The organism is Ruegeria sp. HKCCSP351 (assembly GCF_017872535.1).
Lineage (GTDB): Bacteria > Pseudomonadota > Alphaproteobacteria > Rhodobacterales > Rhodobacteraceae > Ruegeria.
Genome location: NZ_JAEDOV010000010.1, coordinates 1 through 16,361, shown reverse-complemented (window position 1 = coordinate 16,361; position 16,361 = coordinate 1). Strand labels below are relative to the sequence as shown.

15 protein-coding genes are annotated in these 16,361 nt (G+C 55.8%); 7 read left to right on the top strand and 8 right to left on the bottom strand.

Going from position 1 to position 16,361, the window contains the following annotated elements; all coding sequences use genetic code 11:
• Positions 1–9: 9 nt before the first annotated feature.
• From I9182_RS17430 to I9182_RS17410, 5 genes are all read right to left on the bottom strand, one after another.
• Positions 10–468 (bottom strand): ATPase, encoded by a 459-nt coding sequence (locus I9182_RS17430; protein ID WP_170417881.1) that lies wholly within the window; start codon positions 466–468, stop codon positions 10–12.
• Between the two features lie 114 nt (positions 469–582).
• Positions 583–1,731, bottom strand: a complete 1,149-nt coding sequence (gene ccmI / locus I9182_RS17425) for a c-type cytochrome biogenesis protein CcmI (RefSeq protein WP_170417878.1) — start codon at positions 1,729–1,731, stop codon at positions 583–585.
• A complete protein-coding gene (locus I9182_RS17420) occupies positions 1,728–2,177 on the bottom strand; it encodes a cytochrome c-type biogenesis protein (protein ID WP_237215943.1) in 450 nt (149 codons plus the stop codon). The genes ccmI and I9182_RS17420 overlap by 4 nt, the downstream gene beginning before the upstream one ends.
• Positions 2,178–2,212: 35 nt before the next feature.
• On the bottom strand, positions 2,213–2,782 hold the full coding sequence (locus I9182_RS17415) for a DsbE family thiol:disulfide interchange protein (protein WP_170417873.1): 570 nt from the start codon (positions 2,780–2,782) through the stop codon (positions 2,213–2,215).
• Between the two features lie 4 nt (positions 2,783–2,786).
• Positions 2,787–4,781: a heme lyase CcmF/NrfE family subunit gene (locus I9182_RS17410; RefSeq protein ID WP_170417870.1), complete on the bottom strand. Its 1,995-nt coding sequence runs from the start codon at positions 4,779–4,781 to the stop codon at positions 2,787–2,789.
• Positions 4,782–5,017: 236 nt separating this feature from the next.
• On the opposite strand from I9182_RS17410, the gene I9182_RS17405 reads away from it, so the two are divergent.
• Positions 5,018–6,127: a transporter gene (locus I9182_RS17405; protein WP_170417865.1), complete on the top strand. Its 1,110-nt coding sequence runs from the start codon at positions 5,018–5,020 to the stop codon at positions 6,125–6,127.
• A 4-nt stretch (positions 6,128–6,131) separates the two neighbouring features.
• On the opposite strand, the gene I9182_RS17400 is transcribed toward I9182_RS17405, so the two are convergent.
• Positions 6,132–6,797 (bottom strand): hypothetical protein, encoded by a 666-nt coding sequence (locus I9182_RS17400; protein WP_050605729.1) that lies wholly within the window; start codon positions 6,795–6,797, stop codon positions 6,132–6,134.
• A 230-nt stretch (positions 6,798–7,027) separates the two neighbouring features.
• On the opposite strand from I9182_RS17400, the gene I9182_RS17395 reads away from it, so the two are divergent.
• A complete protein-coding gene (locus tag I9182_RS17395) occupies positions 7,028–8,083 on the top strand; it encodes a tyrosine-type recombinase/integrase (RefSeq protein WP_170417862.1) in 1,056 nt (351 codons plus the stop codon).
• Between the two features lie 54 nt (positions 8,084–8,137).
• Here the strand turns inward: I9182_RS17395 and I9182_RS17390 are convergent, their stop codons facing one another.
• Both I9182_RS17390 and I9182_RS17385 read right to left on the bottom strand, forming a co-directional pair.
• Positions 8,138–8,482, bottom strand: a complete 345-nt coding sequence (locus I9182_RS17390; RefSeq protein ID WP_170417859.1) for a type II toxin-antitoxin system RelE/ParE family toxin — start codon at positions 8,480–8,482, stop codon at positions 8,138–8,140.
• Positions 8,479–8,736 (bottom strand): type II toxin-antitoxin system ParD family antitoxin, encoded by a 258-nt coding sequence (locus tag I9182_RS17385; protein WP_170417856.1) that lies wholly within the window; start codon positions 8,734–8,736, stop codon positions 8,479–8,481. Before I9182_RS17385 ends, I9182_RS17390 begins: the two co-directional genes overlap by 4 nt.
• An 836-nt stretch (positions 8,737–9,572) precedes the next feature.
• Between I9182_RS17385 and repA the strand changes: the two genes are divergently transcribed.
• From repA to I9182_RS17360, 5 genes are all read left to right on the top strand, one after another.
• Positions 9,573–10,757, top strand: coding sequence for a plasmid partitioning protein RepA (gene repA / locus I9182_RS17380; RefSeq protein WP_170417853.1), 1,185 nt, complete (start codon positions 9,573–9,575; stop codon positions 10,755–10,757).
• On the top strand, positions 10,757–11,725 hold the full coding sequence (gene repB, locus I9182_RS17375; protein WP_170417850.1) for a plasmid partitioning protein RepB: 969 nt from the start codon (positions 10,757–10,759) through the stop codon (positions 11,723–11,725). The genes repA and repB overlap by 1 nt, the downstream gene beginning before the upstream one ends.
• A 177-nt stretch (positions 11,726–11,902) precedes the next feature.
• Positions 11,903–12,958 (top strand): helix-turn-helix domain-containing protein, encoded by a 1,056-nt coding sequence (locus I9182_RS17370; protein WP_170417847.1) that lies wholly within the window; start codon positions 11,903–11,905, stop codon positions 12,956–12,958.
• Positions 12,959–13,112: 154 nt separating this feature from the next.
• A complete protein-coding gene (locus tag I9182_RS17365) occupies positions 13,113–14,222 on the top strand; it encodes a Fic family protein (RefSeq protein ID WP_170417844.1) in 1,110 nt (369 codons plus the stop codon).
• 329 nt (positions 14,223–14,551) lie between these two features.
• The gene (locus I9182_RS17360; protein WP_170417841.1) at positions 14,552–16,213 is read left to right on the top strand and encodes a caspase family protein; all 1,662 of its coding nucleotides are present in this window, start codon (positions 14,552–14,554) and stop codon (positions 16,211–16,213) included.
• Positions 16,214–16,361: the final 148 nt, after the last annotated feature.

Sequence of the window (16,361 nt, the reverse complement as noted above, 5' to 3'; positions counted from 1 at the left end):
CCCCGGAGTTCACATATCCCGGACGCGGTTGCTCTGCTGCGCTAAACGCATGGTCTCGTGCTCTTCCATATCCAGTATCGCCTGAAAGAGTTCGCGTGCCTCGGGTATCTCGGCACGCCCGTGCAAATACCGATATAAGTCGATCACCTGATTGTGAAGATCGAAGACCGCTTCGCAGATCTCATCGACGCTCATCTGTGCGAACGGCCTGTCGCAGGCGCGATGTGGGTCGATCGGCTCATTGCCCAAATAGTCATATACCCAGGTGTTGAGCGCTTTGGGATCGGCTCGTTTCACGAAACCATCGACGATTTTCTCCAGAGCAGCCTCATGATCGGCGAGGTAGGTAAGCAACATCCTGGCCAGCTCCTGCTCTGACTGTGTCGAACAGTGGGCCAAACATTCGGCGAGCCAATGATGCATTTCCCGCGTCCAGACAATTAGATCAGAAAACGTTTCAACTTTCATGGTCTCAACCTCCTAAAGATCGGCATGCGATAGCCTAAACCGGAATTTTCCAGATGGCTCACTGGGCATCAGCGCGAAGTCGGCGCCGGCCCGATCCACGCCGGGCTGCGGGAATCAACCCCCCAGTTCCAGCAATGCCCGGTCGATTGCCACCTTGCGCGGATCCCCCTGCGGCAGGTCATCCGCCAGATCCCTTGCCCTGCCATAGGCGTTCCGGGCGCCGTCGGTCTCGCCCAGCACCGAATAGGCGTTGCCCAGCCGCATCCAGCCGTCCAGATCGCCTGGGTTTTCCTGCATCCGGCTCGCAAGCCGTTCGACCATCGAGCGGATGAAGGCCTGCCGGTCTTCGTCTGACATCTCCTCGGCCGCCGCCACCTGATCGGCAGTTGGGCCGGGCATGGAAGGGGCAAAAGCCGCCAGATTCACCGGAGCCCGTCCGATCGACGGGGCGATGCGGTTAAGCTGGGCCACAAAACTCTCCATCCATGGCCGGAACTCCTCTTCGGCGTCCATCCGCGTCTTCAGTAGGTCATAGGCCTTATCAGGCGATCCAGCCTGCTCCAGACCAATGGCTTTGTAGAATGTCGCTGCTGGGTTCGATGGGTCCAGTTCCAAGGCTCGTTCAAACGCCCGATCGGCCTTGGGCGTAACGACACCGTCATCGGCATAGACCAACGCCTCGCCATATTGCGACACCAGCGCTGAATTCGCATTGGGTCGGTCCAGCAACCCCTCGAACGCGTCTGCGGCATCTCCAAAGCGTCCCATACGCATATAGGTCTGAGCCAACAACACCCATCCCTCGGTTGGCCCGCCGGTTTCATCCGCCTCAAGCCGCGACTTCAGGCGCACGGCAAGGTCGGCGATTTCACGGGCTTCGGCCTGCTCCCCCTCGCGTTGGGCAAATGGCTGGCTGGGGATGTAGGGACTACCCAGTTGCCAATAAAGACCGGCTCCGAGCGCTGGAACTACCAGCGCGGCAAGTAAAATCAGCGCACGCCCGGAATGGCCCATTATCGCTTTGTCGTCCGATTGCCGGTCAATCGCCTTCAGGCGACGTTCTATCTCGGCTCTGGCGGCCTTGGCCTCTTCGGCTGAGATAATTCCTCGTTCCAGGTCCTTCTCCACTTCGCCGATCTGGTCGGAAAAGATGGCAGAGGCGCTTTCGCGTCTCGACAAGTCCGAGGTCTTGCGCCCCAGGCCGGAGAGGGCGAGCGTCAGAAACACCGCCACGGCCATGAATGAAAAGATAATCCAGATCATGCGTGCGGCTCCGTGAGTGAATGGTTTTCGGGATTCCGTTCTTCGCTCGCGCCGCGTTCCGTCTCTTGTTTTCGCGACTTCCGATATCGGCGCGCATTTTGGGTCAATACCGCTGCAGTCGCGATACCACCCAGCCCCAGGATGACGATAGGCGCAACCCACAGAATGTAAGTTGATGGCTTCCATGGCGGGTTGAACAGAACATAGTCGCCATAACGCGCAACCAGAAAGTCCATAACCTGCTGGTCCGTGTCGCCTGCCACCAGCCGTTCGCGCACAAGCAGACGAAGGTCGCGCGCCACGCCAGCGTTAGAACTGTCGATGTCTTGGTTCTGGCACACCACGCATCGCACCTGTTTCGAAATCGCCCGGGCCCGCTCTTCCAATACCGGATCTGCAAGTATCTCGTCGGGCTCAACCGCGAATGCCGGCTGCGACACCAGCATCGCCAGAGTGACCGCGGTAATTACAATGCGACGTATCATGACGCCTCTCCTCCGGCCGCCCGCGCCTGATCCAGCGCGGTGCGCATCTTTGAAATTGCCTCGTCGCCCAGCACCGGGCCGACAAAACGGAATACGACCTTGCCCGCGCCATCAATCACAAAGGTCTCCGGCACGCCGGAAATCCCCCATTCGATCCCGGCTCGGCCGTCCAGGTCGGAACCGATGCGCTCATAAGGGTTGCCCAGATCGTCGAGCCATTTCCGCGCGTCCTGCGGCTTGTCTTTGTAGTTAATGCCCATCAGGCGAATGCCCTCATCGCGTACCATACGCGTCAGCACCGCATGTTCGGCCCGGCAGGGCACGCACCAGGACGCAAACACGTTGACCACGATCGGAGCTGACCCGTCATTTTCCACCAGATCGGTACTGGACAGCCCGTGGGTATCCAGCCCTTCGACCGGCGGCAAGTCGAACTCAGGCACCGGCTGCGAGATCAAAACAGACGGGATTTCGTTTGGATCGCGATCGGGATTCAGTCCCCATAGCAGGAAGGCACCCAGGATGCCGGCAATCGTAATTGGGAACAGTGCAAATAGACGTTTCATTGCCCTACTCCGCCGCCACCGCAACGGAGCTCTGCCCAGTCCGTTTTCGTGGTGCACCGACGCGTAGACGCCGATCGGAGAGTGACAAGACACCACCAAATGCTAACAATCCTGAACCTATCCAGATCCAGACCACCAATGGCTCATACAAGATACGCAGGGTCCATTTGCTCTGTTCTGATTCCGCCGCCGGTTCCGATATTGAGGCGTAAAGGTCCCCTGCCAACGTCGTTCGAATTGCTGACTCGGTCGTACTGGTACCCGCCACGAGATAGGCCCTGCGCTCGGGTTGAAGCGTGGTGACATAAGCGCCATCGCGAAATACCGTCAGTGTGGCCGCGCGAGACAGATAGTTCGGACCGCGAAGCTGTTCCACACCGTCAAAACGCACGTCGAACCCTGCTATCTCAATCTGTGTTCCGGGCTCGGCAAAAGTCACGACCTCGGATTTCCAAGCGCTGGACCCGATAAAGCCGATCATACAGACAGCCAACCCCGCATGGGCCACGACCATGCCGTAATGAGAACGCGGTAGGCTGCGGGCCCGACGCAGGGACTCGGCCAACGGTGCCTCACCCAGCTTAATTCGGCTGGCCCACTCTGTCAGCACAGCGCCCAGCAACCAAACCGCAAGGCCGATCGACACTACCGCCAAGGCTGGGCCGCCGGTATCCAGATACCACACAAGCAACGCTACGAGCAGGCTAACCCCGGCCACCCATTTGAGCCGGGACAGAACACCGCGCAAATCCGCCCGCTTCCATGACAACAGCGGCCCAATCCCCATTACAACGACTAGAACCAGCATGATCGGCACGAAACTGGCGTTGTAATAAGGTGGTCCAACCGAAATCTTTTCACCTGTCACAGCCTCAAGCAAAAGCGGATAAAGCGTACCGAATAGAACCGTCGCCGTTGCGGTGGCCAGCAGCAGGTTGTTAATAAGCAAACCGGCCTCGCGGCTGATCGGGGCAAAAAGACCGCCGCCCTCCATCTCCGGTGCGCGTATGGCAAACAGCGTCAATGAACCACCGATCGCGACAGCCAACAGCGCCAAGATGTAAATGCCGCGTTCGGGATCGACCGAAAACGCATGGACCGATGTAAGCAAGCCTGAGCGGACAATGAATGTCCCCAACAAGGACAACGAGAAGGTCAAAACGGCCAGTAGGATCGTCCAACTTTTGAAGCTGCCGCGCTTTTCGGTCACAATGGCCGAATGGAACAGCGCTGTGCCAGCAAGCCAGGGCATAAACGAGACATTCTCGACCGGATCCCAGAACCACCAGCCGCCCCAACCCAGTTCGTAATAGGCCCACCAGCTGCCCAGAACGATACCAAGTGTCAGAAACACCCAGGCCGCCAATGTCCAGGGTCGGACCCACCGCGCCCATGCCGGATCGACCCGCCCCTCAATCAGGGCAGCCACGGCGAAAGAAAATACGATAGAGAAGCCGACGTAACCCAGGTATAGGAACGGCGGGTGCATAGCCAGGCCGACATCCTGCAACAGCGGATTTAAATCCTGACCATCCAGCGGTGCCGGAAACACCCGGTCAAACGGGTTCGAGGTGAACAGCATGAATGACAGGAACCCCGCGCTGATCCAGGCCTGCACTGCCAGAGTGCGCGCCTTGAGTTTCAGTGGGATGTTCCGAGCCAACAGAGACACACCCAGCCCGAAAATCACCAATATCAGAATCCACAACAGCAGCGACCCTTCGTGGCTACCCCAGGTCGCAGCCACCTTGAAAAGCATCGGTTTCAGCGAATGAGAATTGCTGGCCACATTTAGCACAGTGAAATCGCTGACCACGAAGGACCACATCAGAGCGGCGAAGGCGATAGCAACCAGCGCTGTCAGTAGGACCGAGGTCGCAGATGCCGATCGCATCCACATGACATTGTTCCGTGCTGCTCCAATCAAGGGAAATACGCTTTGCACCAAGGACACGGCCAGGGCAAGCGCCAGGGCGAACTGCCCGATTTCCGGTATCATTCCAATCCCTCCGGATTTCCGGTTTTGCGGCCTTGTCCGACAATCCAGCGCTGGAGGGTCAAGCGCATTATTGCCGCACCCCCTTCGGCTGATGCATGCTTGACGAGCGCAAATCTGGCCGGCGGCCTTGACCTTCCAGCGCTGGAGACCCCCACCATTTCGACTTCACCGATGGACGTACCGAACACTTTGTTTTCAGGGCAGGGACTCAGGAAACAAACGAACACGAGGGCATCATGACACGGAGCAACAGCAAGATTACGTGCGTCTGGCAACGCCTCCAGGCTGTAATACTGGCTGGGGGGCTGAGCCTTGGGTCAACTGCCATGGCCCAACCGGAAACCCGTCCGGCTGACAACGTGGCGATGAACCCGCAAGCCTCCAGCAACATGTCAGGTATGGGAAGCATGTCCAGGATGATGCGCCCCGACGCGGTGCCGCCAACGGGTGTCGTTGGCGGTATGCATCCACCCGAGGGTGTTTTGATGCCTGTGTTCTCTTACATGAACATGGAGATGGACGGGAATCGTACCGGAACGCAGTCGCTGTCTACCTCGAACGTTCTGTCGCAGTATCCGATCGCGCCGCTCAGCATGAGCATGAACATGGCGATGGTCGGCCTGATGTACGGTGTGACCGACGAGATCTCGGTGATGGCGATGCTGCCCTATACCCGCAAGACGATGAAGCACCAGACCCGCATGGGCCAGACCTTTAAGACCAGGGCACAGGGGTTTGGCGATCTGAAGATCATCGGCGGATATGATATCTACAAATCCGACGGGCAGGTGCTGGAACTATCTCTTGGCCTCAGTCTGCCGACTGGCTCGATAGACGAGACCGACACCACGCCAGCTGGGCCGGACCAGCTGCTGCCCTACCCCATGCAACTGGGTTCAGGCACCTACGACCTGCTGCCGGGCGTCACCTATACGGGCCAGAACGCGGATTGGTCTTGGGGCGCCCAGCTGGCCGCCGTGATCCGGATGGGTGAGAATGATGCCGGTTACACCTTGGGTGACGTCTATTCAGCAACAGTTTGGGGTGCACGGCGCTGGAATGACCAGTTCAGCTCCTCGTTGCGGGTGGTCGGCGACATCGTGGAAAACATTGACGGGTCGGATGCGCGCCTGAACCCAGGCATGGTGCCCACCGCTGATCCGACCCTGCGCGGCGGCCAGTTTCTGAGTATCGGAATCGGAGTGAATTACCTTGTGCCGGGGTCGGGCGTTTTGGCGGGCACGCGCCTGGGTATCGAGGGCGTGATCCCTGTGTATCAAGATCTGGATGGGCCCCAGCTTGAACGCGATTACGCAGTCTCCTTCGCGATACGCAGGGCGTTCTGACCCTTCAGCCCCAAACCGACTGTAAACGGACAATCAGCGCCGCCGCGGTGGTCAGAACGACCACTGACACCGCCATCAGTAGCAGGGCCAATGTCACAGGTCCGCCGCGCCCAGGTACGCGACGTGCCAGTTGGGCTGCAAATCCAGTACCGTGGGCGATCTGGCTCTGAACGACGGATAGGTATAGCGGCAGCGCTCCGACCAGCGTGGCGTACAGGTAAACGCCTGAGATGTTCTCGAAGTAGGCGGAGCGTACCAGCGTCGGACCGACTACCCGCAACGCCACTACGGGATCACCGCCGAAAGACCCGAACCAGTCTGCCGAAAGCGCGTAGATCAGCGCGTGCAGCGCGATGAACAGGACGGCCCGTAGCAGCAGGTCAATTAGCAGATACCGGGCCGGGATGGCCCCCCTGCCCCGCGCCCTTACCCCAACGGCGAAAAGAAAAAAGCTGAGATAATTTAAAAGGAAAACGACCGGCAACCCATTCGTCACCACCTGACGCAAAAACCGAACAAACGCGGGACCACTGTTCAGGAGGTGCGTCGCAAAGCCCGGCGTGCGCAAAACGAAGATGGCCAACAGCGGAAACAACGCAAGGCAACTGACGATCAGCGTGTTTCTGGCAAACTTCCAGAAAGGCAATTCAGTGGCAAAATATCTGTTCATTTCATTTAGTTTGCCAACGGTTCCAGCGCAATGTCGATGCCAATTGGTTTACAGACCTGCGACAGAACCTCCGATTTTATTATTCCGCAAGCCCTCTACCTACTTTACGCGCAAAATCTGTTACTTTTGCTCGTTACTTTTGTTGCGCTATCAGTTTCAAGTTACACTCGATAAGTACCCCTTATCAAGTATAATTGATTTTGCGGGAAAATGGGCGCAGAGTGGGCCGTATGAGCACCCCTGAGCCCTATCTCCCCGCCCCCTCCCCTGCCCTGTCGCAGTCTGACCAGGACGCCCTGACCGATCTCTATGTCCGCGGCACACCCGCCAACACGCTCAGGGCCTATGAGCGCGATTTGCTCTATGTAACGGCCTGGAAGGCAGCACGGTTCGGAGTGCCGTTGGACTGGCCCGAGAGCGAGGCCACAGCGCTGGCCTTCATTCTCGATCACGCCCGCGATCTGGGAGATGCCGCGCCCGAGGATGTCGCGCGTCAGAGTGCCGAGATGTTGATCGCGCAAGGGCTACGCAAGTCCCTCGCCTGCCCGGCCCCTTCTACGCTGGACCGGCGCATCGCCTCCTGGCTGGCCTTTCATCGAATGAAGAACCTGACCAGCCCTTTTGATGCGCCGCAGGTGAAGCAGGCCCGTGCCAAGGCGCGCCGCGCCGCCGCCCGGCCCCCTGCCCCAAAATCGCAGCAACCGATTACCCGCGATGTGCTCGAGCAGTTGCTGTCCACTTGTCGGGGGTCCCGGCGGGATTGCCGCGACCGCGCCATCTTGATGCTGGGTTGGGCTTCGGGTGGTAGACGGCGCTCGGAGATCACCGGGTTGATGTTTGAAGACGTCTCGCTGAAGGAGTTCGACGAGAAAAGCCTGGTTTGGATTTCACTGCTGGAGACCAAGACGACAACCAAAGGTGAAACGCCGCGGCTGGTGTTGAAAGGCCGCGCAGCCCAAGCGCTGGCCCATTGGATCGAGGTGGGTGAGATTCAGGACGGCCCCTTGTTCCGGCCTGTTTCAAAAGCCGATCGGGTGTTAACCCGCCGCCTCAGCCCGGATGCCATCGCGCAGATCGTCAAGCGTCGGGCGAAACTGGCGGGCCTGCCGGACGGGTTCGCTTCCCCCCATGGGCTGCGCTCGGGCTTCCTGACCCAGGCCGCGCTGGACGGCGCCCCGATCCAGGCCGCGATGCGCCTCTCCCTGCATCGCTCCATGGCCCAGGCGCAGAAATACTACGACGATGTGGACATCGCGGATAACCCGGCGACTGATCTACTGGGGTGAGTAGTTACTGACTATTTAATAATCCCCGCTTGAGGGAAACTCCGGCTGCTGTGCCTATGTCTTGTTTCCTGTCGCATCTGTTAACGTGGCCAGCGCGGAAACATGTCGCGGCAGATCGCAACGGGAATGCAGGATATCAACAATGATCACCGCGTCCGGCTGATCCAGATAAACCAGGAAATGCTCTCCTGCGCGCACATATCTGAGATCCGCCGCCTCTTCGACCAATATAGAACAACTTCGGCTGGCCACCCTGCCCTCTGTGATGGCCTGACAGCGCGCTATTAGTTCTTGTTCATAAAGATCGGCTTGATGCGATCCAAACTTGTCGATGGTCCATCGGGCAATTTCCACCAGGCTGGATTCAGCGCGGCGTGTCAGTCGAAAGGGTCTGGTCACGCCTTGGCTCGTGCCCTTGCAAAGGCACGACGGATCGCATCCGAACCCCTGCCTTCTGCCAAATCTCCGGCCTGAGCCTGCGCTACACCCTCCTGCAAGCCTTGTTTGAGAGACTCCAGCCCCGCTTCTTCCCGCTCCAAAAGCCGAAGGCCGGCGCGCAACGCTTCACTGGCGTTCTGATATCGACCGGACGCAACCAGATTCTGCACCAGTTGATCCTGCGATTCTGTAAGTACAACATTGCGGGTTACCATGGCGTAAGCCTCCTTTTTGGCAATATATGCCAACGAGACCGTCTGTTCAACGATTGAGGAGCCCAAAATCACTAATTCGAGCAAGCTGGTTTTATGGACGCTAATGGGACGTGAACACACGGATCATGTCTGTGATCCCATATGAATCCAATGACGGTAGAGACTTGCGTCAAAAGCCGCGCCGCGCAAGCACAGCTGCACTGGATCGAGGACAGTTCCGTGTTCCGTCGCAACTTACAGGCGCACAATTCCCGAAACCCCGCCCTCACGGTATGCCATTTCTTGGGCAATTGGCGAGCGGCTGACTCTAGCCGGAATGTTCGCGTGTTTTCCTCTGCGCACGGGCTGAGCTCGGTGTATCTGACCCAGATCGCCATGCCATTCTCACCGCATCGTACTCCCGTACTGGCGCAGAAGTATTGTTACGAAGTTGGTATCGCAGAAAACTCGATAACGAAATTGTTGGTGAGAGAATTTGACCAATCAGCTCAACTAGCTCCCTGCCCTTCCCAATTGCGCAATTTGCGCCAAAAGCCGTTCGGCCTTCACTCCAACTCCATGCTAGAGGCGTTCTACTCAAAGCGGAGCATAGGGAGGAGTTTTACAGGAATGCCTTCGCATGCCTACGTTAGAACTTCATCGACTGAAAGAACCCATGATCCCGCTCAACCGAGTTTACAACTGTAAACCACCCTGCTCTGATGCAAAGCGTATGTAGTCCTCCGCGTTGGAAAACCTACAATATAGGCGAAAATCCTTGACTTAGTGCTATGAATCACGGCTGTTTATCTCAAGTGGCGCAAAAATGACCACATTCTTTAATTTGAGGCAACTACATGATTCCCGTGACACCACTTGCGGCAGAAAGACCATCGGCACTCGCCACGGAAATATCTGAGAGATTAAACTCGGCTATCCGGGAACATCTACTTGCTGCATTTGCCCCCGACAACACCAAATCACTGCGAAATTTTGCAGCGCCAGAAGCTGCTGAACTCTTAGGAGTCTCAGGTCAATTCATGCGCAAAGTCCACGCAGAGGGAACGATTCCTGAACCGAATGACGTACGCAGCGGTAGGCGTTACTATACTGCCCAAGAACTTTGGGAGGCTCGCGAAACGCTTGAGAAAACCTCACGCAAAAAAGGGCGCTATGTCCCTCGCCGGACTGAAGGAGAAAAGCTCCAAGTCTGGCAGTTGATGAACTTCAAAGGCGGCAGCAGTAAGAGCACCACAACAATTCACTTGGCTCACTATTTTGCGCTTCGCGGTTACCGTGTGCTGGCTGTTGATCTGGATCCTCAAGGCTCTCTTACATCCATGTGCGGCATAAGCCCCGAAATAGAGTTTGACGGGCTGACGATTTACGATGCTATTCGATATGAAGATCCGGTAGATATGGCGGACGTCGTGCTTCCGACGTACTTCCCCGGTCTCTCTGTGGCTCCGTCACGGCTTGTTCTTTCCGAATTTGAGACAGAATCTGCCGTTCACTCCAACCCAGACCATCCGTTCTTTACAAGAATACGGAATGCCCTGGCCCAGGTGGAAGGAGATTTTGACCTTGTTCTGATTGATAGCCCACCTCAGCTAGGATTCTTGACAATTGCTGGGATGGCGGCCGCCAGTTCATTGCTTGTGCCACTTACACCTTCGATGCTGGACGTGTCTTCGACGGCTCAATTTCTCGAACTCGCTGGTGCTTACATGGCAGTCATTGAAGATGCCGGCGCTACGCTCGAATACGACAACTTCAAATTCCTGATAACGCGTGACGAGCCAACAGACGTACCGTCTCAACAACTGGCTTCGTTCATGCGGGCACTGTTTCAGGATCGCGTTATGTCAGCCACAGCCCTCAAAAGCACCGCGGTCAGTGACGCCACAATGCTCAAACAATCAATTTACGAAGTCGTGCGGTCAGAAATGACACGCGCAACTTATGATCGGGCAAAGAACTCAATGGATGCGATCGGCTCTGAGGTAGAGCAAATGATCCATCAAGCATGGGGACGCAGCTAATGGCTAGAAAGTCGCTTCAGGAGATGTCGGGGATCGCAAACACCATCGCGCGCTCTGGCCCCAAGGCCATCGATAAAACTCCAAAACCCAATGCCCCTGCTCTTGGTGCGCTTCAGGGCTCTCTTGCCGCAATCAGGGAAATTGACCCTGCTCTGATCGACGACTGGGGGCCTGCCGATAGGCTCGGTGAGTTTACAGCTGTAAACATTGACGAAGAAGACGATAGTTTTGAAAGCTTGATGTCGAGTATACAAGACGGTGGCCAACAAGTTCCCATTCTTGTCAGAAGATCGAAATCCGACGGTCGATACGAGGCAATTTATGGACGGAGGAGGCTCAAAGCCTGTCGTGAACTTGGTATTAAAGTCCGCGCCAATGTTCAGGATATCGACGATGCTTCAGCGCTTCTCGCCAAAGGGCTTGAGAATGCTGCGAGGCGCAATCTTTCCTTCTACGAGAAAGCACGTTTCGCCGAGGCGATCCTGACTTCCGGGCATGACACGGCAACGGTGCGGCAAGTATTGAACGTTTCGAAATCAGGGCTGTCTCACCTGACAAAAATTACGCAACATGTTCCTGCAAAGATTGGTGACATGATCGGCGCAGCCCCAAAATCAGGCCGCCCAAAATGGACCGTGCTTGCAGAGCACTTCGTTGCAGGCAAGCTAGCGGAAGATGAAGCTGCAAATCTTCTTGCAACCATTGAGCCATCGATGTCGTCAGATGATCGGCTGGAAATGCTCCTAAAAGCAGCTGCCAAACGCGGTGCAAGACAAAGAGAAGGTGCAGCCGAACTCAACCCAATCGAAGGCGTTACAATCAAATCTACCAACGGATCACTAACTGTTTCGGTCAAAAGGACCGGAGCTAACGCTGGCTTCGCTAGCTGGTTGGACGAAAACATGGCTGAAATCATTAAGCGCTCACACGCTGAGTTTACAGCTGTAAACGCCAAGAAAAAGAACTGAGGACGAGCAGAAAGGAGGAAGGCAAACAAACAAAACCCCCGAAACCGGAGCTTCGAGGGCTGCTGCGCAAAGCGCAATTCTTAGATTAGACACCTAGAATCTAGCAGCACCCGAATCGCCACACAAGAAAAAACGCTCTTGAGCGAACGGGTAATTTTTGTCTGCCGATAGATAATCATGAAAACACTAACAGCATTGGCTCCAATTGGAGCGACCTTGTCGGGAACGGCAGGGCAGGGGAACAGTACGCCCAAAAAATGGATACTTCTTCGCGCCGTTGAAGAGGCCAGAGAACCTCTTGGGTTAAAATCCACAACTCTCAATGTCCTGAGAGCGATGGTTTCCTTTATGGGCGGTGATCAGATTGCTGCGGACCAGGATGATCATCACATCTGTTTCGCGTCCAACGCGGCGATAGCCAAACGAACTCATGTCAGCGTGCAGACAGTTGAGCGTCATATCTCGACGCTGGTGGACCTTGGACTTATCCGCCGCGTCATGAGCGCAAACGGTAAGCGATGGGCGCGCCGGGATCGCCAGGGCAGGGTGGTCACCGCAACTGGGCTCTCCTTGATGCCTTTGTCTGAACGGCACGCTGAGTTCATTCAGGAAGCCCAGAGGCATGCTGATCGCGTTCTCGAGTTCACTGTACTCCGTGACAAAGTTTCCGCCGCTCTGGCGCGCCTTAAGGAACTCGTAGCAAATGACACCGCGATCTCTGATTTGGTGACCACCGTACGCAATGCTCTGCGTCGCAAACCAGATGCGAATGTACTCAGCGAGCTGTTGGCAGAAATCTCTGTGGAAATCTCCGAGATAACACAGACTGATACAGAAAATTTGAGGGCCAGTGACAGTGAAATTGAGGGGCACAAAGAGGACTCTTTGAATCCGGAAGTTAAGAAAGAAAAGCTTTCTCAGATTCAGGTTTCTCCAGACCAAATGGAGCGCAGTTTTCCACGGCTATGCTCAGAACTACGCTTTGCAAAAGATCAGCACCACTGTGATCGGCTTATGGATGATATCGCCGAGTATCTACGGCTTGGCCAAACCTGGTATGCAATGAAATCAACTTTTGGCCCAGCTATTCGCTTCATTGTTCTCGGATACATCTTTCAACGTGCTGAGAACATACAATCTCCAGGGGCTTACCTGATTTCGTTGCTGGCCAAGATCGAAAAGGGCGAATTGTCTCCAAAGGCAATGCTCTCGCGGACATCCAATGCTACGTAAATTTGGGGAAACAGGATGAAATTTACCGTTTTCAGATTACACCTCCAAGTGATGACTGGATCGAAGGGTCTGAAAAAGGTGAGCTATAGGATTGACCTCTATAAATCACGCAACCATAAATAGTGAGTTATAGAAAGGAAGCTTATACCTCACGATGTGGAACTGGCAGAACCCTGACTGGCCTACCTTTCGTTACGACGCCGCAAGACTCGAACCATACGAGCAACAGTTCCTGTTGTCCTCAGGGGAAGTTCTTGGAGCGGTTCATCATGTGAACACATCGGATCGAGATCAATTGCGTATCGACCTGCTAAGCGAAGAAGCAATGAAGACCAGCGCGATCGAAGGTGAGATGCTGGATCGTCTCAGCGTGCAATCTTCCTTGCGCCGACATCTTGGACTGGCTCCCGACAGCTATCCATCCAAACCGCGCGAGCAGGGCGTTTCTGAAATGATGGTGGATGTTTATTCCAACTATTCGGAACCACTGTCACACGACACCCTGTTTCGGTGGCATGACATGCTTCTGTCCCATGACAGGCATCTGGAAACGATTGGATCATACCGGAGCCATGAGGATGCGATGCAAATCGTCTCAGGCAGGCTCGACCGCCCAACGGTGCATTTCGAAGCTCCACCTTCACATCAGGTTCCGGCTGAAATGGACCAGTTCGTAGCCTGGTTCAACCGGACCGCACCGGATGGTCCCGAACCATTGCGCGCACTGATCCGGGCCGGTTTGAGCCATCTGTATTTCGAGAGCATTCATCCCTTTGAGGACGGCAATGGCCGGTTGGGTAGGGCGCTGGCTGAAAAGTCCTTGGCCCAGAATATCGGTCAGCCAAGTCTGATTGCCCTTGCTTTCACGATCGAGCGAGAGCGGAAGGCTTACTACGACCAACTCGAACGCCATCAAAAGACGCTGGAAGTCACACCGTGGCTCGTCTGGTTTGCCGAAACTGTCCTTACAGCACAGCAGGTGACGCTTGAGCGGGTTGGTTTCTTTATTTCCAAGACGCACTTCTATGATCGGTACCGTGATCAGTTCAACACTCGCCAAAGCAAGGTAATCGCCCGTTTGTTCAAGGCTGGGCCGGATGGGTTCACAGGGGGATTGAGCGCTGAGAACTATATCTCGATCACGGGAACATCGCGCGCCACAGCAACGCGGGATCTCCAGAACCTGGTAGAGAAGGGCGCTTTGATCCGAACGGGTGAACTCCGGTACACGCGATATTGGTTAAAGCTAGATCGGGACGGGTAGGGGGCTGAAGTACGGCACGAAGCGCGGGAAGTGGAAGTTCGCTGCAGTCGCTACGCATGCTCGCAGGAAATGCGGAAGCTGACGTTTAGATAGCTTCCCAAGCGAGCATCTTTCTGTCCCGCCGCAAGGCGGCTCCGAGTTCGTACTTCATATGAATGGTCCATGCCGAAACTGGCGCAATGGGCGGGAAACGAACCTTCGTCGTGTCAATCCCGAACTCCGCTATGCGGCCTAAGCCGAGCTAGAGCTTGTCCACGCCGGTCATATTGATTGAATTCCGAAAGTGTGGAAACGTTCATATGGTAGACGCGTTAACGGCGATATTTCACATGAAGCGTATCCTGTTCTCAGTTGTGTTTTGTTTTCTGCCTGCGATGGTGCTGGCGGACAAAGTTGCCTTGGTAATTGGCAATGCGAACTACCAACATGTCAGCAATCTCAAAAACCCGTCGAATGATGCGATCGACATTGCAGAGGCATTGCGCAGGATCGGGTTTGAGGTCACAACAGGTCTTGATCTGGATTACCGCGACATGCGCCTTGCCATACGTGACTTTGGAGAAAAGGCAAAAAACGCCGAGTCGGTCATCGTATACTTCGCCGGCCACGGCATCGAGTTGGACAACACGAACTTCCTGATCCCTGTCAGTGCGGAACTGCGGAGCGACCGTGACATCGAACTCGAGGCAATCCGCCTCAACACATTGATTAGCTCCATCGCGGGCGCACCCGGCTTGAAGATCGTGTTGGTTGACGCCTGCCGCAACAATCCATTCCTCGCGACTATGGAGCGCACAAACAGCACCCGCTCAATTGGACGCGGACTTGCACGTATCGATCCGGGAGGTGTGTTGGTTGGATATGCTGCAAGGAGCGGAACGCTGGCGCTTGACGGCGATGGCCGCAACAGCCCCTATGCTCAGGCTCTGCTCAACCACATCGAGGAACCCGGACTTGAGATTGGCAAGTTGTTTCGGCGAGTCCGCGACAGGGTTTACACTCTGACAGAAGGCTATCAGGAGCCATTTACTTATGGCTCGCTTCCCGCCAGAGACATTTTTCTTGTTCCAGATGCGGCTGCAGGCTCGACGCCAGAGGAAGAAATTGAGCGTGTCGAAGACCAGATTTATGCGGACTTTGAACTTGCGCGTTCGCTCGGAAGGCTTGATGCGATCGAGATGTTTCTGGAGCGATACGAAGGCGAAAGGGATCATTTTGCAGTCGCGCTCGCCCTTTCGTTGCGGGACGACTTGCTTGCTGAGCACCAGAAGGACGAAGTGCCGGGCAACAGTAGTACTGCGCGAGACAAAGTAGCAGCTCTTGTGCCGACATCGCCTCAAAGCGCGAAGGATGATACAGAGACGCGCAGCCTGATCCGTGATATACAAACTGAGCTAAATCGCGTTGGCTGCAGCGCTGGCACAGCGGACGGTGTTGCGGGCCCACGCACGAGATCTGCTTTCTCTCGGTATATCAGCGCTAGAGAGAATCTTGGACTGACGCCTGAGAGCCTCGAGACCAGTGAAACTCTTGCCGCACTTCGAGGAGAGCAAGGAAGAGTCTGTAATCAGTTGGTCGCGCCGTCTTTCGCGACTTTTGATGGTGACTACATTGTCTTAATCAGACGCAGATGGGACGATGATTATTGGCAAACAACCAGTCGGCCCGACAAGGCCTATTTCCCCGGAAAAATCGAGCCACTTGCAGCCTTGCGCATCAATCGCAATGGAGACAAGCTGACCTTGCTATCTGCCCAAGGCTTTGCGGCCGAAGGGCCTTGGTTTAGGGACTTCACTGGCAAATTCGATGACTCCGGTCAGTTGAAATTGCGCTTCACATTGAGTTCGCATTTCGGGCAGGCGACACCCTATAAGGTCAATATAAGCGTCAAACTGCCCGAAGGACTTTCGCCAGGAAGAAGGCTTGTCTACGAGCCGCGCAGGATTGACGGGCAGTTTTTTCTGAATTTTCTAATACGCCGTGTCAGTTGAAACTTTAAAGCGATGTCCTTGCCTGCTCCGCAAGAAGACCGTCGCTCTGGGCTCCTCGTCGCTGTTCGCCGCAGATTTCGCCAAGGTCTTGTTTGGGCCGTCCGCGAAGACGGCCCAAGTTGTTAGATTTCAATGGCCTCTGCGATCG

Excerpts from the sequence above, each read along its gene's own strand:
- I9182_RS17430 (WP_170417881.1), bottom strand. The coding sequence starts at position 468 with ATGAAAGTTGAAACGTTTTCTGATCTAATTGTCTGGACGCGGGAAATG.
- ccmI (WP_170417878.1), bottom strand. The coding sequence starts at position 1,731 with ATGATCTGGATTATCTTTTCATTCATGGCCGTGGCGGTGTTTCTGACG.
- I9182_RS17420 (WP_237215943.1), bottom strand. The coding sequence starts at position 2,177 with ATGCTGGTGTCGCAGCCGGCATTCGCGGTTGAGCCCGACGAGATACTT.
- I9182_RS17415 (WP_170417873.1), bottom strand. The coding sequence starts at position 2,782 with ATGAAACGTCTATTTGCACTGTTCCCAATTACGATTGCCGGCATCCTG.
- I9182_RS17410 (WP_170417870.1), bottom strand. The coding sequence starts at position 4,781 with ATGATACCGGAAATCGGGCAGTTCGCCCTGGCGCTTGCCCTGGCCGTG.
- I9182_RS17405 (WP_170417865.1), top strand. The coding sequence starts at position 5,018 with ATGACACGGAGCAACAGCAAGATTACGTGCGTCTGGCAACGCCTCCAG.
- I9182_RS17400 (WP_050605729.1), bottom strand. The coding sequence starts at position 6,797 with ATGAACAGATATTTTGCCACTGAATTGCCTTTCTGGAAGTTTGCCAGA.
- I9182_RS17395 (WP_170417862.1), top strand. The coding sequence starts at position 7,028 with ATGAGCACCCCTGAGCCCTATCTCCCCGCCCCCTCCCCTGCCCTGTCG.
- I9182_RS17385 (WP_170417856.1), bottom strand. The coding sequence starts at position 8,736 with ATGGTAACCCGCAATGTTGTACTTACAGAATCGCAGGATCAACTGGTG.
- repA (WP_170417853.1), top strand. The coding sequence starts at position 9,573 with ATGATTCCCGTGACACCACTTGCGGCAGAAAGACCATCGGCACTCGCC.
- repB (WP_170417850.1), top strand. The coding sequence starts at position 10,757 with ATGGCTAGAAAGTCGCTTCAGGAGATGTCGGGGATCGCAAACACCATC.
- I9182_RS17370 (WP_170417847.1), top strand. The coding sequence starts at position 11,903 with ATGAAAACACTAACAGCATTGGCTCCAATTGGAGCGACCTTGTCGGGA.
- I9182_RS17365 (WP_170417844.1), top strand. The coding sequence starts at position 13,113 with ATGTGGAACTGGCAGAACCCTGACTGGCCTACCTTTCGTTACGACGCC.
- I9182_RS17360 (WP_170417841.1), top strand. The coding sequence starts at position 14,552 with ATGAAGCGTATCCTGTTCTCAGTTGTGTTTTGTTTTCTGCCTGCGATG.